Source organism: Fulverythrobacter ferritrahens (assembly GCF_020539485.1).
Lineage (GTDB): Bacteria > Pseudomonadota > Alphaproteobacteria > Sphingomonadales > Sphingomonadaceae > Andeanibacterium > Andeanibacterium ferritrahens.
Window position 1 is genome coordinate 589,126 of record NZ_JACDXU010000001.1, and the last position, 21,096, is coordinate 610,221.

Annotated in this window: 19 protein-coding genes; 12 read left to right on the forward strand and 7 right to left on the reverse strand. The window is 62.7% G+C overall.

Annotated features, from left to right (window positions below; translation table 11 throughout):
- Nucleotides 1-50 precede the first annotated feature (50 nt).
- Nucleotides 51-713, forward strand: a complete 663-nt coding sequence (locus H0274_RS02910; RefSeq protein WP_226792845.1) for an outer membrane protein — start codon at nt 51-53, stop codon at nt 711-713.
- Between the two features lie 134 nt (nt 714-847).
- Here the strand turns inward: H0274_RS02910 and H0274_RS02915 are convergent, their stop codons facing one another.
- From H0274_RS02915 to H0274_RS02935, 5 genes are all read right to left on the reverse strand, one after another.
- Nucleotides 848-1,051 (reverse strand): hypothetical protein, encoded by a 204-nt coding sequence (locus H0274_RS02915; protein WP_226792846.1) that lies wholly within the window; start codon nt 1,049-1,051, stop codon nt 848-850.
- Complete coding sequence (locus H0274_RS02920) at nt 1,051-1,278, reverse strand: DUF4169 family protein (RefSeq protein ID WP_264295432.1); 228 nt, start codon at nt 1,276-1,278, stop codon at nt 1,051-1,053. Before H0274_RS02920 ends, H0274_RS02915 begins: the two co-directional genes overlap by 1 nt.
- The gene (locus H0274_RS02925) at nt 1,233-1,727 is read right to left on the reverse strand and encodes a GreA/GreB family elongation factor (RefSeq protein WP_226792848.1); all 495 of its coding nucleotides are present in this window, start codon (nt 1,725-1,727) and stop codon (nt 1,233-1,235) included. Before H0274_RS02925 ends, H0274_RS02920 begins: the two co-directional genes overlap by 46 nt.
- 69 nt (nt 1,728-1,796) lie before the next feature.
- On the reverse strand, nt 1,797-2,171 hold the full coding sequence (locus tag H0274_RS02930) for a hypothetical protein (protein WP_226792849.1): 375 nt from the start codon (nt 2,169-2,171) through the stop codon (nt 1,797-1,799).
- Nucleotides 2,172-2,483: 312 nt separating this feature from the next.
- On the reverse strand, nt 2,484-4,454 hold the full coding sequence (locus H0274_RS02935) for a lytic transglycosylase domain-containing protein (protein WP_226792850.1): 1,971 nt from the start codon (nt 4,452-4,454) through the stop codon (nt 2,484-2,486).
- 102 nt (nt 4,455-4,556) lie between these two features.
- Here H0274_RS02935 and dapA point away from each other — a divergent pair, with 102 nt between their 5' ends.
- Both dapA and H0274_RS02945 read left to right on the forward strand, forming a co-directional pair.
- Entirely contained in the window at nt 4,557-5,441 is an 885-nt protein-coding gene (dapA, locus tag H0274_RS02940) for a 4-hydroxy-tetrahydrodipicolinate synthase (protein WP_226792851.1), read from the forward strand.
- Nucleotides 5,442-5,567: 126 nt separating this feature from the next.
- Complete coding sequence (locus tag H0274_RS02945) at nt 5,568-7,670, forward strand: putative bifunctional diguanylate cyclase/phosphodiesterase (RefSeq protein ID WP_226792852.1); 2,103 nt, start codon at nt 5,568-5,570, stop codon at nt 7,668-7,670.
- A gap of 145 nt (nt 7,671-7,815) precedes the next feature.
- Here H0274_RS02945 and H0274_RS02950 read toward each other — a convergent pair whose 3' ends face one another.
- Nucleotides 7,816-8,322: a hypothetical protein gene (locus H0274_RS02950; protein ID WP_226792853.1), complete on the reverse strand. Its 507-nt coding sequence runs from the start codon at nt 8,320-8,322 to the stop codon at nt 7,816-7,818.
- Nucleotides 8,323-8,475: 153 nt separating this feature from the next.
- Nucleotides 8,476-10,452, reverse strand: a complete 1,977-nt coding sequence (locus tag H0274_RS02955; protein WP_226792854.1) for an alpha/beta hydrolase family protein — start codon at nt 10,450-10,452, stop codon at nt 8,476-8,478.
- A 125-nt stretch (nt 10,453-10,577) separates the two neighbouring features.
- Between H0274_RS02955 and smpB the strand changes: the two genes are divergently transcribed.
- From smpB to H0274_RS03000, 9 genes are all read left to right on the forward strand, one after another.
- Complete coding sequence (smpB, locus tag H0274_RS02960; protein WP_226792855.1) at nt 10,578-11,060, forward strand: SsrA-binding protein SmpB; 483 nt, start codon at nt 10,578-10,580, stop codon at nt 11,058-11,060.
- 185 nt (nt 11,061-11,245) lie between these two features.
- On the forward strand, nt 11,246-11,848 hold the full coding sequence (locus H0274_RS02965) for a DUF2062 domain-containing protein (RefSeq protein WP_226792856.1): 603 nt from the start codon (nt 11,246-11,248) through the stop codon (nt 11,846-11,848).
- Nucleotides 11,845-14,283, forward strand: a complete 2,439-nt coding sequence (locus tag H0274_RS02970; protein WP_226792857.1) for a hybrid sensor histidine kinase/response regulator — start codon at nt 11,845-11,847, stop codon at nt 14,281-14,283. The genes H0274_RS02965 and H0274_RS02970 overlap by 4 nt, the downstream gene beginning before the upstream one ends.
- Nucleotides 14,284-14,371: 88 nt before the next feature.
- Nucleotides 14,372-14,662 (forward strand): GIY-YIG nuclease family protein, encoded by a 291-nt coding sequence (locus H0274_RS02975; protein ID WP_226792858.1) that lies wholly within the window; start codon nt 14,372-14,374, stop codon nt 14,660-14,662.
- 191 nt (nt 14,663-14,853) lie between these two features.
- Entirely contained in the window at nt 14,854-16,389 is a 1,536-nt protein-coding gene (locus H0274_RS02980) for a DUF4139 domain-containing protein (protein ID WP_226792859.1), read from the forward strand.
- A 191-nt stretch (nt 16,390-16,580) separates the two neighbouring features.
- Nucleotides 16,581-18,116, forward strand: coding sequence for a DUF4139 domain-containing protein (locus H0274_RS02985; RefSeq protein ID WP_226792860.1), 1,536 nt, complete (start codon nt 16,581-16,583; stop codon nt 18,114-18,116).
- A gap of 132 nt (nt 18,117-18,248) precedes the next feature.
- On the forward strand, nt 18,249-19,310 hold the full coding sequence (gene recA, locus H0274_RS02990; RefSeq protein WP_226792861.1) for a recombinase RecA: 1,062 nt from the start codon (nt 18,249-18,251) through the stop codon (nt 19,308-19,310).
- 224 nt (nt 19,311-19,534) lie between these two features.
- On the forward strand, nt 19,535-20,086 hold the full coding sequence (locus tag H0274_RS02995) for a PEGA domain-containing protein (protein ID WP_226792862.1): 552 nt from the start codon (nt 19,535-19,537) through the stop codon (nt 20,084-20,086).
- A gap of 154 nt (nt 20,087-20,240) precedes the next feature.
- Nucleotides 20,241-21,065: a class I SAM-dependent methyltransferase gene (locus H0274_RS03000; RefSeq protein ID WP_226792863.1), complete on the forward strand. Its 825-nt coding sequence runs from the start codon at nt 20,241-20,243 to the stop codon at nt 21,063-21,065.
- Nucleotides 21,066-21,096 lie beyond the last annotated feature (31 nt).

Here is a 21,096-nt window from a genome sequence, read left to right on the forward strand (position 1 = left end):
CCAAGAACGGGCCCGGCATTCCAGCCGTGCTGAAAACAAGGGAGTGAACCATGAAGAAGACGTTTTTCCTCATCGCCACGGGTACTGCCGCAGCCATTGCCGCACCCGCCGCCGCGCAGGATAATACCGACGCCTTCAGCGGTTTCCGCATTGAAGGTCTGGTCGGTTATGACAGCGTCCGGCCTGGCAGCAGCGAGGATATCGACAATTTCGACGACCTTGATCAGTCGATTGACGACATCACTTATGGCGTTGGCGTGGGCTATGACATGCCCGTGGGCGGCGCCATCGTGGGTATCGAGGGCGAGTGGATGCAATCCGAAGCCAGCACCGAATATGATACGGCTGCATTCTCCGGCTTCGGCGTAGCTAATGCCTCTACCGGCCGCGACCTCTATGCCGGTGTGCGCGTGGGCGTGCCGATCGGCCCCTCGGCCCTGATCTATGCCAAGGGCGGCTATACCAACACCCGCTTCGACGTGCTGGCCACTGATAACACGACCGATACGAAAACCGATATCGATCTGGATGGCTGGCGCCTGGGCGCGGGCGCGGAATTTGCCTTGTCGCAGAACATCTTCCTCAAGGGCGAATATCGCTATTCCAACTATGCGAAAGGCGAAGCCGAGGCCCCTAGCGGTCTGGAAAGCGATCGCTTCGATGTCGATCTCGACCGACATCAGGTGGTCGCGGGCGTCGGCGTGCGCTTCTGATTACGGATCAGTTCGGAAGTGCACAGGCCGCGGGCCGGGAGCAATCCCGGCCCGTTTCCGTATGGATATCTGCGAAGGCCCTCATTCAAACCGCAGCCTGACACAGCCATTGCGGCTGCCTCTATCGCGGTGGCCTATCCCTCAATCAGATCCAGCCAGGCGACGACATCATTGTCCGTAGCGATGAACAGCGCCTCCTGCACCTCTTCGGGCTGGCTGGCCGCGATGCGCATGGCTTCGGACAAGGGGCCGTAGAACAGCGTTTCGGCCGCGCCGCCTTCCATGGCGTCGCTCAGGTGATAGAGCCGCACGGTCGCCTCTGCATAAGTAGTGCGCATCAGTTCCGCTCCAGCCGGGCGCCGTCGAGTTGGCGGGCAGACCGCTCGGCCTCGCTATCCTGAGCGGCCTTCTCGCCCTTTGTGCGGCTGAATTTCGCGCGGTTGGCGTCGGCCTGTCGGGCCCTGTCGGCGCGCAGCTTTGCCTTCCGGGCCATGCGCAGATTGACGATCTCGGCCACGATCAGGAAGCCCTCTCGTCCGGATAGGAAATCTCCACCACTTCCCATTCCTTCTCGCCGCCGGGCAGGCGCACGCGGCGCAAATCGCCCACAGACGCGCCGCGCAGTGCACGGGCGATGGGGGCGCTCCAGCCGATCTTTCCGGCGGATGGGTCCTGTTCGTCATCGCCGATCAGAGTCAGGGTGCGTTGTTCGTCATCTTCATCGGCGATGGTCACGGTCGCGCCGAACCATGCCCGACTCTTGTCCGATTGTTCCGAAGGTTCGATCACGCGTGAGGATTTCATGCGCCGGGCGAGAAAGGCCAATTCCCGGTCGATCTCGCGCATGCGCTTGCGGCCATAGAGGTAATCGCCATTCTCGCTGCGATCGCCATTGCCGGCGGCCCAGCTCACGATTTCCACGATCGCGGGGCGCTCTGTCCCCAGCAGGTGGTCATAGCGGGCCTTTAGCGCGGCAAGGCCCTGCGGTGTAATCGGATTGGTGCGATTGTCCATCGCGCGTCGCTTTAGCGCATGGCGCGCGCGATGGACAATGCTTAGGGGGGCAATCCCGGCAGAACCTGATCAGCCCGGGCTGTCAGGATCGTCACAGTAGCTGAAGCTGAAAATCCTGCACAAAGCAGGATTGTCGATACCCCGGCTTTCAAAGAAATTCTCCAGCCGTTCCAGTACCTGCGGTGGCAGGAAGATAATGGGGTTGAAGCGCGGCCGGTCAAAGACGCGGCTCGGTCGTGCAAAATCGTTGCTGGAGCGCGATGCGGCGGATGCCGGCGTTCGCGCCGACGGGGTATAGGTCAGCACCGCCCGGCTCGATGTCTGCGAATAGCGGGGTAAGGAATCGCCTGACCTTGTCCCGGGCTTTGCCATAACCGGCTGCGCCGAAATGGCGAGCAGCGCTGCCGTGGCAAGCGAAAGCCTGGCGATATCCATCCTGATCATCGCAACCTCCTTCTGGTTGTGTCGGCGTGGGGCGCATGGGTGCACGCTGCCGCCCGGGCAGGCGGCGCCCATTTGCTTCCGACATGTTGCGTGTTGCGCGCGGCTCGCCGCGCTGCTTTCCAGAACCTCTCAGGGTCTGGTTTACTTGACCTTAGCGATAAGGGTTAAGCGCCTCGGCTGTTTTGGATACTATGTTATCTGGCTGGAAATGTCGCGGCGAGCGGGCGCGGCCCAGTCTCGCTTCGCCCTGAAATCAGGGCGTTCGTCGCAAATCGGCGTAGGATGGGCTGTTCAGCCCCGGAGGCGCAGGGCTCAGCCCGGCGATCCCTTGCCGAGAAACTGGCTGATTCCGCGGGGCTGGCCGAGGCTCGCCTTGCCGGGATTCATCGTTTCATAGACGACGGCATTTTCCAGCACGCGCTGGACGTAATTCTTAGTTTCGAAAATCGGGATCTTCTCGATCCAGTCGATCCATTCGATCGCGCCGCTGCGCGGGTCGCCATTGGCCTTGAGCCATTTGTTAACATTGCCCGGCCCGGCATTATAGGCCGCCACGGCCAGCGGATAACTGCCGCCATAATAGGCGAGCATGCGCTTGATGTAGCCCTCACCCAGGCGAAGGTTGTATTCCGGATTATCCACTAGCGAGGCGGAGAGATATTCCATCCCCAGCTTACCCGCCTGTTCGCGCGCGGTGCCAGGCATCAGCTGCATCAGCCCGCGCGCGCCCGCATGGCTGACGGCGTTCTGGGCAAACTGGCTTTCCTGCCGGGCAATGGCGTGGATCATGGTCCAGTCGGTCGAGCCAGGTGTGGGCACGGTGGGGAAGGCCAGCGCCGTGAAATCGGGATGGCCGCGCGCGGCGGCTTCATCGCCCAGGATAACCGCCAGATCGCGGCGCCCGATATCACGCGCCAGTTCGGCCACCAGCAGCAATTCTTCCTTGTCCTGCGCGCGGCTGGCGATCTCGCGATAGAAGCGGATGCCAACGGACCATGGCGCATCGCGCGCCACTTCGCGCACGGCGCGGGTCAGCGGGCGCGAGAGAAATTCGGCCCGACGCGCTTGGCTGGGTTCCAGCAGCGGGCCCTGAGTCAGGTCCGGCATGGGCATGGCCAGCCTTTCGCGGGCAAGCATGCCATAGAAACGGTCCGCATATTGCGCAGCCTGCGCGAAATAGCGCTGGGCAGAGGCGTTGTCGCCCGCGCGCGTGGCGGCGAGCCCGGCCCAGTAGAAGCCCTTGGAGCGGGTGTAGGGCGTGCGGGCAGCCGCGCCATAGCGATAGAAGAGCGGCGCGGCGCTGGCGGGGTCGTTCAGTTCCCACAGGGCCTTCGTTCCGCCCAACCACATCAACGAGGTGTAATCGTCGCGCAGGCTGAAGGATAGTTCGGAAATATCCTCCCGCTGGTCGAACGCATCGTCGACCGAGGCGGCAATGCGCTGCGCCGCGCGTGCGCTGCCCGCCCGGGCGTTGACCAGCAGTTCCTCCACCCAGGCCGCGCGGTTCAGCGGGCGTGAAGCGAGTGGGGGCCGGGTGGAGAGAAGGTTCACCGCTTCCAGCGTACGTCCCGATTTACGCAGCTGGCGGGCCAGATTGTAAACGAAACCCGGGTCTTTCAGGGCCTCCGCCTGTCCGCCGGGCAGGTCGATCGCCTTGGGATCGAAACCCTGCGCTGCGGCAAGCCGGGCGCTGAATACCGGCTGACGGGCAACGGACGTGCGGCCAAGCTGGCGCGCGGCGGCAGTGGCATCGCGATCCCACAGCAGCGCGTCCATCCGCGCGTCCTGATCGGCCGGAGTGAAACTGGCGCCGAACAGGGCGGCCAGCGTCATTTCCGCGATTTCGCTCATCGAACCGCCCCGCCAGGCGGCGCGGGCCACATCGGCTGCCTCGGGCCGGCCTGCGGCATTCAGCGCCAGCGCATATTGCGCGCGGGCGGGGTTGGTCTGGGGGGGATAACGGTCAAAAAAAGCGATCAGGCGGCTTTGGTCTACCACATCGGTGGCGAGCCGGGTCTCGGCATAAGAGCGCAGCTTGCTCTCATCCGGGAAGCCCGGATTGGCGAGCATGAAGCTGGCATAATCATCGAAACCGAAGCGCGAGCTGGCGGTAAGCTGCTGCCACCGGTCGATGGCCTGGGCCATTGGGCCGGGCTGCATGGCAACCAGCTGGGCGCGAGCACGGTCCCACTCGGCGGCATCTTCCGCAGCGACCGGCGCGGAGGCGCCGAGCAGGGTGCCACTGAGCAGAACAATGGAGGACATGCGAAGCATGCTGGACATTGTGGGCCTTGCATCCTTATCAGGCGCTGAACGTGAATCCTCTGGCATTGTCGCCAGACGGTACCCGATTGCGAGAATTGGGCAAGACGAGAGGCGAAGTCGATGTTTTCCGGTTCCATTCCGGCCCTGGTGACCCCTTTCCGCGACGGGTCGTTCGATGAGGACGCTTTCCGCCGATTGGTGGACTGGCAGATCGAGAACGGATCTTCGGCGCTGGTGCCTTGCGGGACGACGGGCGAGGCTTCCACCCTTTCAAATGCCGAGCATCATCGCGTGATCGAAGTCTGCGTGGAGCAGGCGGCGGGCCGCGTGCCGGTGATCGCAGGTTGCGGCAGCAACGATACCAAGAACGCGCTGCTGCACATGAACTTCTCCAAGAAGTGCGGCGTGAAGGCGGGGCTGTGCGTCGCGCCGTATTATAATCGCCCCAGCCAGGCAGGCCTTATCGCGCATTACAGCTATCTGGCCGAACATAGCGACCTGCCGATCATCCTCTACAACGTGCCGGGCCGCACCGTGACCGATCTCAAGCCGGAAACCGTGTGCGAACTGGTGAATCGCTATCCGGACCGGATGGTCGGCATCAAGGATGCCAGCGGCGATCTTTCGCGCGTTACCGATCATCGCATGGGCATCAAGGGCAGCAGCTTCGTGCAGCTTTGCGGCGATGACGAGCTGTGGCTTTCCCACAGTGCGGCGGGCGGCGTGGGCTGCATTTCGGTTACGGCCAATGTCGCGCCCCGCCTTTGCGCCGATTTCCAGGCCGCGATTGCCGCCAATGATCTGGAAAAGGCGCGCGAGCTGAACGACAAGCTCTACCCGCTGCATTACGCCATGTTCTCCGATGCCTCTCCGGCGCCAGCGAAATATGCGCTCAGCCGGGTGCATGATTTCCTGAATGACAGTGTGCGCCTTCCGCTCGTTCCCGCCAGCGTGGAAGCACGCAAGGCCGTGGACGCCGCGCTGGAGCATGCCGGACTGATCTGAACCGAAAGCTCCGGATCGGCTCTATCTGCCTGAAAAGGTTGCGTTGCACCTAGTGCATTGCACAAATAATTAACCCTTTTCAGGCAGTCCACTTCTCCGCACGCACGGGTTGCGAAAGGGCGGAAAATGCAGGGCGTGAAGCAGGAAGGCGCAGCTCGGGACGTTTTCGATGCGGATGAGCGCGAGGCGTTGCGCGCGGCTGAGGAAGCCGCGGCCCTTGCCCAGAAACGCCTGCGTGAAGCGATCGACGTTCTGCCCGAAGGGATCGTGTTCCTCGATGCGGAGGGGCGCTATATCCTGTGGAATCAGGAATATGCGAAGATCTACACCCGCTCGGCTGATCTGCTGAGGAAGGGCGCCCGGTTGGCCGATACTTTGCGTGTCGGCGTGGCGCGCGGCGATTATCCCGAGGCAATGGGCCGCGAGGATGAATGGATCGCCCGGCGCCTGGCTCTGATCGAAAATCCGGGGGAGGGCACCCGGCATGAACAGACTCTGTCCAACGGCAAGACGATCCTGATCGAGGAACGACGGACGGCCGATGGCGGTACCATCGGCCTGCGCGTGGACGTGACTGATATGAAGCGCCGCGAACAGGGCTTCCGCCTGTTGTTTGACGATAATCCGGTGCCCCTGCTGGTCTATGATCCTGCCAGCGAGACAATCCGCCGCGCCAATGACGCGGCTGCGGCCCATTTCGGCTATAGCCGGGAGGAATTTTCCGGGCTGCCCGCCTCGCGCCTGTTCGCGCCGGAGGAATGGGGCGCCGCGCGTGAATTGCTGGTAAGCGATCATTCGCAGAAGGATCGTTTCTGGCAGCAATGCGGCGCGGACGGTACGCGCCTGGAATCCGTTCTCTTCACGCGCCGGACGAATCTGGAAGACGGGATCGTCACCATCCTGTCAGTGTTCGACGTCACTGAACGCCGCCGCGCGGAGGCGCGCCTGGCCTATATGGCCCGGCATGACGAGCTGACCGGGCTGGCCAATCGCGTCCAGTGCCGCGAACAGCTGAACTGGCATCTCGGCCATCTGGCGGAGGGTGATAAATTCACTCTGGCCATGGTCGATCTGGACCACTTCAAGGATGTGAATGACACTTATGGCCACCAGCCGGGCGATGCCCTGCTGGCTGAAGCAGCCTTCCGCATGTCCCAGGTCGTGCCTGAAGGCGCGCTGCTCTGCCGGCTGGGCGGGGATGAATTCGCCATCCTGCTCCCCGGCTTTGCGGAGGAGGCGGTGGCTGAAACCTGCCGCACGATTATCGCGGAGATTTCCCGGCCCTTTTTCGTGGGCGAGCATGTTTTGCGTATCGGGGCGACCATCGGCGTGGCCTATGCCCCGCGCGACAGCCGTGATTCCGAAACCCTGCTGCGCTATGCCGATCTGGCGCTCTATTCCGCCAAGTCAGGCTCGCGCGGGACGGTGCGCGAATTCGAACTGGCGATGGACCACGCCGCGCAGGAACGCACCCGGCTGGAGAACGATTTCCGCAACGCGGTGCTGCGGGGCGAGCTGGAAGTCCATTACCAGCCGCTGATCGACCTCCATACTGAGGAGATCGACGGTTATGAGGCTCTGTTGCGCTGGAACCATCCGGAGCGGGGTGCCGTCTCGCCCGAAGTGTTCATTCCGCTTGCAGAGGAAATGGGGCTGATCGACATCGTCGGCCAGCAGGTGCTGCGCATCGCCTGCGTGGAAGCGGCCAGCTGGCCGGAAAAGCACAAACTGGCGGTGAACGTCTCGCCGCTGCAATTCCGCAACGGCCATCTGCACGATTCCCTGCTTCAGGCGCTTGCCTGGTCGGGGCTGGAGCCCTCGCGACTGGAACTGGAAATCACCGAGGCCGTACTGATCGAGCAGGGGGAGCAGACCTCCACCCTCATCCGGCGTATCCGCGATATGGGCATCGGCATTTCGATGGACGATTTCGGCACCGGCTACAGCTCGCTCAGCTATCTGCTTCAATATCCCTTTACCAAGATCAAGATTGACAAGAGCTTCGTGCTGCGACTGGCAAAGGAACCGGAATCGCGCGCGGTGGTGCGGGCGATCATCGGCCTGGGCCGCTCGCTGGGCCTGACGGTGACGGCAGAAGGCGTGGAGCAGGAGGATGTGCTGGCCTGCCTGCGCGAGGAAGGCTGCGGGCAGGCGCAGGGCTATCTCTTCGGCAAAGCCAGGCCCGGCGTCGAACTGGGTACGGCATCCCCGCCGGTGCAGGCGGCATAGGTCTTTGTCGGAGATTGCGGTTGGCCACGGGCCCACTCTGTACATCCCGTACGCGACGGCTTGAAATGGTCTCGGCGACCCCGCTCCGGTACCGGCAGTCGCAGGATGGCCGCCGATTAACTGTCGGCTTTGTCCGCTCGGCGGTCTAGAGCCGCGCGCAGCCCACCGTGGCTGCGTCCATAGCGGTCGCGGCGCCGGCCAGGCTGTAGCGATCGGTGAAGCGCGCGCCCTTGCTGTCGCGCGCGGTGACAATCATCCCCCCGGCAGAGCGCATTGCGGCGATGATGGCGGCATCCATCCGCCGGTCCTGTGCCCAGGCGTCTCCGCCCCCGCCGGTCAGTTCGAACATGGTGCCTCGCCCCACGGTCAGCACGATCTTGCTCGCCGGGCTGATATTGCGGGACAGGCGGAAATGGATCTGGTTGCGCAATTGCCGCTTCGGCCAGCTACCGACGCTGGCATAGGGCTCGAATTCCCGTTTCTTATCCGCGCTGCCGGCATTCATCGCCATGGCGATGGCATAGCAGCGCGGCTCAGCCGGATCGCGAAACGCGCCCCAGTCAGAAAACACGCCCAGACTGTCCTTCGCCGCCAGCGGTGCGGCAAGGAGGGCATTCAGGGATAGCAGGGCGAGGGGGATCAGCTTGCGCATGGCTGCTTACTAACACCGACACAGGCAGCGGCAAGGCGCGGGCAGGCTTTCCCGCCCACGCGCAACTTTGCATTCTGCACGTTCACCCGGATCACGTGATGGGGCAGGCCTCCCTCCCCATTTTCCTATGGCTTACCTTAAGCGCAGGACAGTTCATTTCGGCTCCGCCCGGTCCGCGGGGTTATATTGCTCCACGAAAGCCATTGCCTCGGCCAGCATCTGCCGGCGGGTTTCTGATCGGGAGAGCCAGTGATCTTCCCCGGCCAGCTGCACGAATTTATAGGGCTTTCCCGCATCCTTCAGCGCATCCGCCATCTTCACGCTCTGTTCGAAGGCGACCACTGTGTCATCCTTGCCATGAACCAGCAGGATCGGCGCATTGGCATTGGGGGCGAAGCGGCGGGGGGAAACGATATCGAGGTCCGCGGTTCTGCCCAGCTGTTCCTTGAGTGATGTGCGCAACACGCCACTGCGGCCGCCTTCTCGATATTCGGTGTTGTACATCAGCTTCAGATCCGAGACTCCCGCCACGGCGACGGCGCAGCGATAGATGCCGTTCTGCAGGGTGACGCCTGCCAGCGCGGCATAGCCACCATAGCTGGCGCCCATGATGCAGGCGCGCGATGGGTCGGCAATTCCGGCGGCCACAAGCGCGGCAAGGCCATCGGAAACGTCGGTCTGCATCTTGCGGCCCCATTCGCCGTTCCCCGCGCGCCGGAAGGCCGCATCCCGATTGGTCGAACCCCGAAAATTAGGTTGGAGAACCGCATAGCCCCGCGCTGCGAAAGCCTGCGCCCACCAGTCGAATTGCGGCCTGTCATGGCCTGCCGGGCCGCCGTGGGGCAGCATGATCACGGGCAGGTTTTTCGCCTCGCGACCGGGGGGAAGGGTGAGGACGCCGTCCAGTTCCAGTCCATCCTGCGCCTTGTAGGTGAAGACCGATACTGGCCCTACATCTTCGGGAGCGATCCCCGGGCGTTCCACTCCGACGGGTTCCGCCCTGAGGCGATCGATATCGACGATATACCAGCTGCCGCTATCCCCGGTGCCGCTGGTGCGCACCAGCACGCGAGTGAAATCGTCGTTCCAGTCCAGGATGTCGTAATCCAGCTTGGCGAAAGCCCGCGAGACTTTCTGCGCGCGCTCGTTCCACTCGGTGTCGAAAAAAGTGGCCTCGGGGCGTGTGCCCTGGATCGTCATACCGATGATCGAACTGGTGTTCTTGCCAAAGAAGGTGCGGTCGATATTCGTTTCTGCGAACACCTCTGCTGGCTCCCCTTCGCCTGTCAGCGGCAATTCGAACCAGTCGATTCCCTCCTCACCCTCGACATAGAAGATCACGGTCGTGCCGTCCTTGCCCAGTCCCACCAGTCCGGCCCTGCCGTTCTGCTGCTTCCCCCGGGCGATGGTCTTGCTCTCAGGACCGGCCAGGCGCCATTCCCCGGTGGAACGATCCATGTCCATCCGCGCCGCCACATTGCCACTGGCGTCCAGCAGCCAGTCACGCCAGTAATCGTCGGTGGAAGGATCGGCCTTCTTGCGGGAGGCGTTTTTCAGCAGGTTTACTTCGATCAGGGAAGGAGCGGTGCTGCCCAGCGTATAGCCGGTGCTGCCTTTTTCGAGGACGATCCCCCCGAAATAGCCGCGCCATTCCCCCTCCACCTTGCGGATGCCGTAATTTCCGAAAATGGAATTGATGATGCGCTTGGAGTCCGTGAGAACCATCTTTATTTCGGCACTGCGATCCACCGGTATGGTAATGGCACGGAAGGATTCAAAGGAATTGGCTGTGAAGCCGAAGGGGAGCTTCTCCGTACTGCTGGTCATGACAAGTACGGCCTCGTCCCCGATCCAGTCGAGATTGCGCAGCTTCAGATCGCCAACTTCGGACCTGCGCAGCAGCTTCATCGAGGAATCGAAGATCAGCAGCAGGCGCTTGCCCTCGATAGTGGTGACAACGGCGAATTTGTCGCCACTTGCGGAAAGGGCAACCCGTTCCAGTGCCGGAAGTTCGCCATAGGCTTCCAGCGGCGGTGCTTCTCGTGCGAAAGTCGGCGCAGCCAGCAGAAACACAGCCGCGCCAAGACCTCCGAGCAGCCGCTCGCGTACCAGTTTGCCCCGCTTGAACATTCAATTGCCCCCGTTTTTCAACAGGAGCGATGCGATGGGAGCAGCTGCAAAGCAAGTGCGCAAAACCACGTTATGCAACGCATGCCCTTTCCCTTTTGCGTGGTTGTCCCTACATGCCGCGCACCATGGCACGGCCCAAACACACAACCTTCGACAAGAAGAAGATCGTCGCCGAGAACCGGCGCGCGCGCTTCGATTATCATATCGAGGATACTTATGAGGCCGGGATCGCGCTGACCGGCACCGAAGTGAAGAGCCTGCGCTCCGGCGAGGGATCGATTGCGGAAAGCTATGCCGAAATTCGTGGGGGCGAGGCCTTCCTGGTCAACGCCAATGTGCCCGAATTCAGCCACGGCAATCGCTTCAATCACGAGCCCAAGCGCCCGCGCAAATTGCTGCTCCACGCCCGCGAGGTCGAAAAGCTGCTGGGCGCGGTGGAGCGCAAGGGCATGACGCTGGTGCCGCTGTCGGTCTATTTCAACTCGCGAGGGCGGGCCAAGGTGGAACTGGCGCTGGCCAAGGGCAAGCAGACTCATGACAAGCGCGCCACCATCAAGGAACGCGACTGGAAGCGCGACAAGGCCCGGTTGATGCGCGACAAGGGGTAATCCCCTAGCGATAATGCTGCCTGTTGCCGTCCAACCTCGTCCGTCACGGCAAGTGGGCTGTTCGGCCATTTGGCTCTTGCCCTTAAGTCGCTTGCGCGCGAAAGGCCGTTCACCCGTCGTTTCGTCCATTTTCGGTAAGGGATAGTCCTTGCCGCATTGGGCGGCGATACCGATATGCAAGGCAGATGACCGGCACCCGTTCAAAAACCGCACTGGCCGATTGGATCAAGCGCCAGGTTCCCAGCCGGGAACAGCTTGAGGAAATCCGCCTCATTCGCCCGCTGGCGCGGCGTGCGGAGCTGTTCCGGCTTACGCGCCGTTCGGTGCCGCGGGGTGTGGCGATCGGGTTGCTGGTGGGCATTTTTGCGCTGATTCCCGGGGTGCAGATCGTGGGTGCGGCGCTGATGTGCGTGCCCTTCCGTGGCAATATCCCGCTGGCTGCGGGCATGACCTTCCTGTCCAATCCCGCGACCACGCCGCTCATTCTGGCGGCATCGCTCTATATCGGTTCATGGCTTGGCTTCCATGCCGACATGGCGACCTTCATGGGCATGTACGAACATGGCGCCTCCATGGGGGCGTGGACGAAATGGCTGCTGTCGGATGCGGCGCCCGCCCTGATGCTGGGCCTGTTCGTGATCGCCAGCGTTGCGGCCGTGATCGGCTATGTCATCACTTCCTTCATCTGGCGCAACATGGTGGCCCGCAAGCGCCGCTATCGCCTGGCCAACGGTATCGCGCCTGCTGAAATGGATGGCGAGTCCGGCGGGCTGACCCCGGCAGAATGAACCGCGCCGCCGACATCGCGCCGCGGCGGCCCGGCGGCAAGGCATGGAATGAAACCGGACTGCTGGCTGCTGCTCTGGGCGCCAGCGCAGCTTTGATCTGGGCGGTTACCGGGCAATTGACGGTAATGGTCGCCTATGCGGGCGGCTTGGTGGTGTTGGGCGGGCTCGTGTGGGTTGTCTCGCGCGGGCGCACTGGGCCTGAAGCCGTGGCAGGAACTCTGCCGGACTGGTCCGTGACGGTCGCCGCGATCGAACAGCCCGGCGTGGCTGTGGCAATTACGGATCGGGCAAGCCGGCTAACCTGCGCCAATTCGGAATTCACGGATGTATTCGGCACTGCCACTGCCCCGCCGGCCCTTGCTCTGGGCGAGCAGGCGGTTGAGCAGCTTACCCGCACCGCGCGGGCCGCTTGGCGGGATGGCCGGGCTGGTCTGGATGTGCTGGATGCGCAGGACAGGCGCTGGACGGTGCATGTGGCGCGGGCCGGACGGGGTGACGATTACCTTGTCTGGCGTTTCGAGCCGCTGAAGCATAGCGATCCGCTGGCGGAAGTCGGCAGCCGCATTGCCGGGCCTTTCGGCCGGGCACTGAGCGGCGCCGGGATCGAGGCAGTGGTGGTCGGGCCCGACGGTGTGGTGCGCGCAGTGAGCGAAGGCTTTGCCGCCCGTGCCGCGGGCGATCCGCGCGCAACCTTGGCCGGGCAGGATTTCGCCGCTCTGCTGCGCAGCGACGAGCGGGAGCGGATCTATTTCGCGCGGGAAGCAGCCAAGGGCACGCCGCAGACCTTGATCCATGTTCCGCTGGCAGATCCGGAGGATGGCCCTGCTGCGCCGGACAAGATCCCTTCGCTGATGCTGTTGCTGGAAGGCGGTGTGGGAATCGGCGGCACCTGGGGGGCAGAGGCCCAGACCGGGACGCCGCAATTGCAGGCCCTGCTCGAACAATTGCCGCTCGGCCTCGCCATGACCGATCGCGACGGTCATTTCCTCTTCGCCAATCCCGCCTTCATGCGTGCGGCAGGGATCGAAGGGCGCTCGCTGGTGCCCTATCCTTCCGATCTGGTGGTGAAGGAAGACAAGGCCGCGCTGGTGGATGCCGTGCGCCGTTATGCGCAGGGTTCGGCCTCGAGCGGGGATATGGCCGTGCGGCTGAAATGCAATCCGGAGGAGCCCGTTTCGCTCGGCATCGCCGGGGTACGCGGGCTGGGCGAGCCGGCAGTGCTGCTCAGTCTTGCCGATACCACGGAAGAAACCCGCCTGAAGCGGCAGGTGGCGCAGGCCACCAAGATGCAGGCTGTGGGCCAGCTGGCGGGTGGCGTGGCGCATGATTTCAACAATGTGCTGACTGCCATCATCGGCTATTGCGACCTGATGCTGCTGCGCCACACGCCGGGTGACAGCGATTATGACGACATCCAGCAGATCAAGGCCAATTCCAACCGCGCCGCCAGCCTGACGCGGCAGTTGCTGGCTTTCTCCCGCCAGCAGACCCTGCGCCCGCAAGTGCTGCAATTGCCCGATGTGGTGGCTGAAGTCAGCCAGTTGCTGAAGCGGCTGATGGGCGAAAAGATCGAATTCAAGGTCCATCATGACCGCAATCTGGGCCCGGTGCGCGCCGATCCGCAGCAGTTGGAACAGGTGATCGTTAATCTGGCCGTGAATGCACGCGATGCGATCCAGTCTCGCGGCGATGTAGCCGGTCGGCTGACCATGGCGACACGCCGGGTCGCATCCTCCGACATTCGCCGCATGGGCAGTGAAATCCTGCCCACGGGCGATTACACAGCGCTGATCGTTGAAGATACGGGCGGTGGCATTCCGCCCGAACATATGGCCAAGATCTTCGATCCCTTCTTCACGACCAAGGAGATGGGCAAGGGGACCGGCCTCGGCCTTTCCACCGTCTACGGCATCGTCAAGCAGTCAGGCGGGTTCATCTTTGCGGATAATGTGCCGGGCGCGGGGGGCAGGCCGCGCGGGGCGCGTTTCACGATCTTCCTGCCGGTCTATCATTCGACCGAGCCGGTGGCGGCGAAGGTGGAGAAGGAAGTCTCCTCCAACTGGTCCGGCGGCGGGCGCATCCTGCTGGTGGAAGATGAAGACATGGTCCGTGCCGTGGCTGAACGCGCGCTCACTCGGCAGGGCTATGTCGTGACGACGGCCTGCGACGGGGAAGAAGGACTGGAAAAGGTGCGCGGCGGCGATTTCGACCTGGTGGTGAGCGATGTGGTGATGCCCACCATGGATGGCCCAGCCATGGCCCGTGAATTGCGCAAGATCGCCCCGCAGCTGCCGGTCCTGTTCATGTCAGGCTATGCGGAGGAACAGCTCCGCAACGAGATCGACATCGAACATATGCACTTCATCCCCAAGCCGTTTTCCGTGCAGCAGATCGCCAACAAAGTGGGCGAAGTGCTGGGCGCGCATAAAGGGTGAGGATGTACAATGGCGTCGCCCCTGCAAAGGCAGGGGCCTAGATAACACCCGGATACGTTCGACCTCAGGAATATGGCAGTGCTCTGCCATGCGAGGCGGCTGGATTTATATCATGACGAATGGTCCGCACGGGACGCTCTACATCGGTGTCACCGCCGATCTGATAGCTCGCATATATCAAGACCGTGAAGGTATGGGCTCGGAATTCTGCCGCAAGCATGGTCTCACGCGCCTGGTTTACGTGGAGCCTTATCCAACGATCGAGGAAGCCATCTTCCGGGAAAAGTGCCTCAAGCGCTGGAAGCGTCAATGGAAGCTGCGCCTCATTCGCAAGGCGAATCCCGATTGGAACGATCTGTGGGAGGTCATCAACGCCTGAGGTGTGAAGAGGGGGCTGTGGATAGGCCCCTGCCTTCGCAGGGGTGACGGGGTTGCTGCATTTTACCCATATGCCACCACCTGCCGCTCCTCTGCCTCCGTTCATCGAAGGGTCACGCGCCGGACGCGATCCTGTCCGTCAAGCATAGGAACGCGCGCATTCTGTGCGCACCCTTGGGAGTAGGTCAGACCATGATCCGCAACGCCGCCCGCCTTGCCCTTTCCGCCGCCGTGCTTCCGGGCGCGCTCCTTGCTACCCAGGGCCCCGCCGTCGCCCAGAACTCAGGACAGGGTGCCGGGCAGGGCGATGTCTCGGTAACGATCTACAATAACGGCCAGGCGCTGGTGCAGGATGTGCGCCAGATTTCCATCGCCAATGGCCGCAGCCGGATCGAATTTCCCGATGTTTCGGCCATGATCCGGCCCGAAACACTCAGCTTCACCGCGGCCGATACCGGCATTGTCGAGCAGAACTTCGATTTCGACCTGCTGACCCCCACCAAGCTGATGGAAAAGGCCATTGGCCAGACCGTCACTCTGCTGCGCACCAATCCCGCCACCGGGCAGGAAATGCGCGAGCGCGCAACGGTGCTTTCCACCGCCGGCGGCGTGGTGGTGAAGATCGGCGACCGGATCGAGGTGCTGCGCGACGACGGCTTGCCCGTGCGCGTAATCTTCGATGGCGTGCCGCCCAATCTGCGTGCGCGCCCCACGCTTTCGGTCACGGTGGACAGCGCCCGCGCGGGCAATCGCCCGGCTTCGATCCGCTATCTGACGCCCGGCCTCGGCTGGTCGTCGGACTATGTGGCGCTGTATGACGAGAGCAAGGGCACGGTGGACGTGCAGGGCTGGGTGACGCTGACCAACAATACGGGCACCACTTTCGACAATGCGAAGACGCTGCTGGTGGCGGGGAGCCCGTCGAGCAGCAATGGCGGCTATAATCCGCGCTATGTCTCGGCCCGGCCTGTTGCCGCGCCTGCGCCGCGCGGCTCCTTCGTTCCCGGCACTCAGACCGCCGATCGCGAACAATTGGGCGATTTCTACCTCTATCCGATCGAGGGGCGCACCACGATCGCCAATAATCAGACCAAGCAGGTCAGCTTCCTTGACGTGCAGGCAGTGTCGGCGCGCAAGATCTATGGCGCCTCCGTGGCCTGGCTGCAGAGCGATAGCAATCCGCGTAATGTCTCCAGCCAGATCGCCTTCTCCTCCTCCAAACAGGGTGGGCTGGGCGATGCGCTGCCCGCTGGCACCGTCCGTTTCTATCAGCGCGACAGCAAGGGCACTCCGCAATTCATCGGCGAGAACCAGATCGGCCATACGCCCATGGGCAGCGAACTGACGCTGACCACGGGCGATGCCTTTGACATTTTCGTGAAGGCCGAAGTGGAAAAGCGCGAGAAGATCACCGGTGCCGATTGGGAAAAATCCGCCCGCTGGCGCGTGATCAAGGAAGAGGGCAGCGAAGTGCGCGGCGAGGCCGAACGGCCGGTGACCTATTACCGCACCACCATGCGCTACACCCTCACCAATGCCAAAGCGCAGCCCGTGAATGTGGAACTGTTCCAGGATGGGCTCGATTACGGCTGGTGGGGCCGGGATTTCCGCGTGGTGAGCGAGGATGTGCAGGGCGAACAGCTTAATGCCGACCGCCGCAAATGGACCGTCCCCGTTCCCGCCAATGGCGAGCGCGTGGTGCGGGTTACTTACGAAACGCGTTATTGAGGCCTGAACTGGTGGAAGCATCTCGCTTCATCGATCGTCATTGCGAGCAGGGCGAACCAATCTGGGACCATTGCAGGCGGCGCTCTCGATTTCCGCATCGGCTTCGCCTCCTCGCAATGACGACTTCGTTGGTATCGGCGCTTGCGGGAATTGCCTTTGCCGCAAGCCCAGCCGCTGCCCGCGAAGCCGTCATGGCTTCAGCTCCCAGCGCCGTTTCGGTCACGCTCTATCGCGATCCCGATCGCGAGCCGGATCAGCAGATCAATCGAGAATGGCCCCGTGGTTTCGCCATGATCAACGAGACACGCACCGTCACTCTCCCACCGGGCGAATCCACGATCCGCTTTGAGGGCGTGGCCGAAGGGATGGTGGCCGTCAGTGCCATCGTCACCGGGCTACCGGGCGGCACGATAGAGAAGAACCGCAACGCTGATCTGCTCTCCCCGGCTGCGCTGGTGGATGGGACCTTGGGCAACCGCGTCACCATCACCCGCACCAATCCTGCGACGGGTGCAGAGAGTGCCGAAAGCGCCGTGGTGCGCACCCGCGCCGATGGCGGCCTCGTGCTGCAAACCGCGCAGGGTTACGAAGCTGTGCGCTGCGCAGGCATTCCCGAGAAGCTGACATTCGACCGCGTGCCCGATGGCCTTTCGGCCCAGCCGGTGTTCAGCATCGACACACGCGATGCGAGCGGCGGCACTTATCAGGTGCAGCTGACCTATATCGCCTGGGGCTTCGACTGGCAGGCCCATTATGTCGGCACGTTCCAGGACGCCGCGTCTTCGAGTAAGGAAAAGCTGCATCTGCGCAGTTGGCTGACGCTGGTGAACGATAATGGCCAGAGCTTCGAGGATGCGACTCTGCTGGTGGTGGCCGGCAAGCTCAATGTGGAAAGCGACTATCAGGGCCTGTCCGACCCGCCGCAAGGGCGCGGACTGAACCTGACCTGCTATCCCCTCGGCAGCACGGCGGAAGGTTCGCCCGAGGGTGGCGGCGCCTATCCCGCGCCTCCGCCTCCACCCGCGCCGATGGCCGCCTATGACAATATCGTCGTAACGGCCCAGGCCCGAGGGATGATGGAAAAGGCCTCGCCCGTAGCCATGGTCGCTACGGAGGAAGCGTTGGGCGATCTGAAGCTCTACCGCGTGCCCGAACGGGTGAGTGTCTCTTCCAAGTCGATGAAGCAGGTCGCTTTCCTCGACAGGGACGCCGTTGAGGGCGAACTGGAATATCGGTTCTCCTGCTCGCCATGGGATAATTCGGCCGATGCGCAGGCTCTGCGCCGCGTGCTCAGGACGAAGAACGACAGGAAGCATGGGCTGGGGGTGGCCCTGCCAATGGGCGGCGTGACGTTGTTCGAACCGTCCTCAGCTGGCGAGTTACTGGTGGGGGAAGAAACCCTGCGCGATTATGCGGAAGGGCAGGATGTGGAGATCGGGCTGGGTGAAAGCCCGAATGCCTTTGCCCTCTGTGCCCGGCAGACCGAGGCTGAGCCCGGCGATGAAGGCAATCCCTGGCTGCCGACGCGCGCCACGTTGACCAACGCCAATCGGCACCCGATCAAGGTGCGAGTCGAGCTTGGCCGCCCGGCGGACTGGGCCCTTCGCAAGAAGGTGAAAGGCATGTCGGTGAAGGACGGGCAGTGGGTGATCGAGAGGACGATTCCCGCTGGAACTTCGGTGAACATCGACTGGGAGATTCGTTCCGCCGAAGCGGAGGAAAGCTGAAACGGCGGAAATCCGGCCGTTCATAGCTTCAGAAAAAATTTGTTCTCCCCTTGTTCTATGAGAACAAATGCGATACATACTCCGTCAGTTGACCTTTCCGGTCTTGGCTCTAGGCACTGACGGAGGCCCTCGATGGCGACGCAACTGAAGCTCGTGGATAAGGATACTATGGACCGTCAGAAGGCGCTGGACGCCGCTCTCGCACAGATCGACCGTGCTTTCGGCAAGGGTTCGGCAATGAAGCTGGGCTCGAAGGAAGCGATGCAGGTGGAAGCCATTTCTACCGGGTCGCTCGGTCTTGATATCGCTCTGGGCGTCGGCGGCCTGCCGCGCGGGCGCGTGATCGAAGTCTATGGGCCGGAAAGCTCGGGCAAGACCACGCTGGCCCTGCATGTCATTGCCGAAGCGCAGAAGTCCGGCGGTACGGCTGCCTTCATCGATGCCGAACATGCGCTCGATCCGGTCTATGCCAAGAAGCTGGGCGTCAATATCGATGAACTGATCGTCTCGCAGCCCGATACGGGCGAGCAGGCGCTGGAAATCACCGACACGCTGGTGCGCTCCAACGCTATCGACGTTCTGGTGGTCGATTCGGTCGCCGCGCTGGTGCCCCGGGCCGAAATCGAAGGCGAAATGGGCGATAGCCATGTCGGCCTGCAGGCCCGCCTGATGTCGCAATCGCTGCGCAAGCTGACCGGCTCGATCAGCCGTTCGCGCTGCATGGTGATCTTCATCAACCAGCTGCGCATGAAGATCGGCGTGATGTACGGTAATCCGGAAACCACCACCGGCGGTAATGCGCTCAAGTTCTACGCTTCCGTTCGTCTCGACATTCGCCGCACCGGCCAGATCAAGGATCGCGAGGAAATCGTCGGCAACGCCACGCGCGTGAAAGTGGTCAAGAACAAGGTCGCCCCGCCGTTCAAACAGGTGGAATTCGACATCATGTATGGCGAAGGCATTTCCAAGATCGGCGAGATTCTCGATCTCGGCGTAAAGGTCGGCCTCGTCGAGAAGTCCGGTTCGTGGTTCAGCTATGACAGCATCCGGATCGGGCAGGGGCGTGAAAACGCCAAGACCTATCTCAAGGAAAATCCCGAGATTTGCGACCGGTTGGAAGCCGCCATTCGCGGCCGGACCGATCAGGTTGCCGAGGAGATGATGACGGGGCCGGACGCGGACTCCGAAGACTGATCCTCAAGAAGTGCTGCCTTTGGCGGTACTTGCGAGAACGAAGCCGGCGCTGCGAATCCTTTGGGATTTCCGCGCCGGCTTTTTCTTTGCAATTATGCGAAAAAATATCGGAGAACTGGATCCGTAAGGGATCAATCCTTTGCACTAATTGACTCGCCAAAGACGGAAACTGCGGCAAGGAAGGATGCATTCCGTCAGGGGGCGGAATGACAAAGGGGCAAATCATGAAAATCTGCGCGACGGCAATTCTTGCCGCAATGTCTGTTGCCTTGGGTGGCTGTGCGACCGTTCTCAACGGCACCAAGGAAGATTACCGTGTCGACAGCCAGCCCAATGGCGCCAAGGTCAGCTTCAGCGGAGGGCAATCCTGCACTACGCCTTGCAAGGTGGAACTGAAGCGCAAGGACGATCTGCGCGCAGATGTCGAACTGGATGGCTATGATCCGGCCTATATTCTCATCCAGTCGCGGCTGGGCGGCAGCGCCTTTGGCAACATCCTGCTGGGCGGCGGCATTGGCGCGGTGGTTGATGGGACCAATGGTTCGAGCAACCGGCTCTATCCCAAGCCGCTGATCGTCAAGCTCGCTGCGAAGGGTTCGGGCGAGAAGGCGCTGCTCCTCGACGAGGATGGCAAGGTCCGTTCCACTGTCGAAGAACATAATAATTCGGTTCGGGTCGATGTCGCCAAGACGATCGGTGCGGATCTGGCCGAACTGAAGCAGGAACGGGCTTCCACGCAAGCCTCTGATCCGAGCGAGGCCGCAAAGGCGGAATAAGTCCGCCAAGTGCCCATTTATTGAAAGGCGCCGGGTCCACCGTTTCGGGCTCGGCGCCTTTCTGTGATGTCCCCTCTCTTAACTCTCATCCGTTACCTCTGGCGCTGCATTGGCCGGTCCATTACTGCTGGACTGTTGGAATAGGAGCGCGCTCATGTCGAGAGTCATGGATTGGGAAGGCCAGGCTGGGGAAAGCTGGGCTGCGGAATGGCGCCGCACCGATCGAAGCTGGGGCGGGCTGACCGAACGCCTGCTGCGCGGCACGCGCGATTTTTCCTTTTCCAGCGTTCTGGACATCGGCTGCGGCGCGGGCGAGCTGTCGCTGGCAATAGCGCGCGGGCGCCATGGCGTCAGTGTGCTGGGAGTGGATATTTCGCCCCGGCTCGTCGATGTGGCGCGGGAACGGGGCCATAATCTCGCCAATGCCTCCTTTGAGCTGGGCGATGCATCGCGTTGGGTTCCGCCGGCCGGGTTTCGCCCCGATCTGCTGATTTCCCGGCATGGCGTGATGTTCTTCCCGGACCCGGTCGGGGCTTTCTCCCATCTCGCCAATATCTCCGCTCCGGGCGCGGGGTTGCTGTTCAGCTGTTTCCGCTCGCCGGCAGTGAACGAGATTTTCACGGCAGTGGGCAGCCTGCTGCCCCCGCCCGAGACGCCCCCTGATCCGGAGGCTCCGGGCCCGATGGCCTTTGCCGACCCCGATCGCGTTCGCACAATCCTCACCTCCGCAGGATGGACGAATGTGAAGCTCGAACCCTTCGATTTCGCCATGGTCGTGGGAATGGGCGAGGATGCGGTAAGCGATGCAGCTGCCTATTTCTCCACCATCGGGCCGACTGCCTTGGCAATGGCGGCGATGAGCGAGGAAGACCGTGTAGCCTTCCGCCAGCGCCTGCGCGGCTTCCTGGCCTCGCGTGAGATTGACGGCATCGTCGCTTTCTCGGCCGGGGCATGGATCGTCACGGCCCACCGGCGGTAGGCATCCTCTGCGCGATCTTCCGGCCATAGCC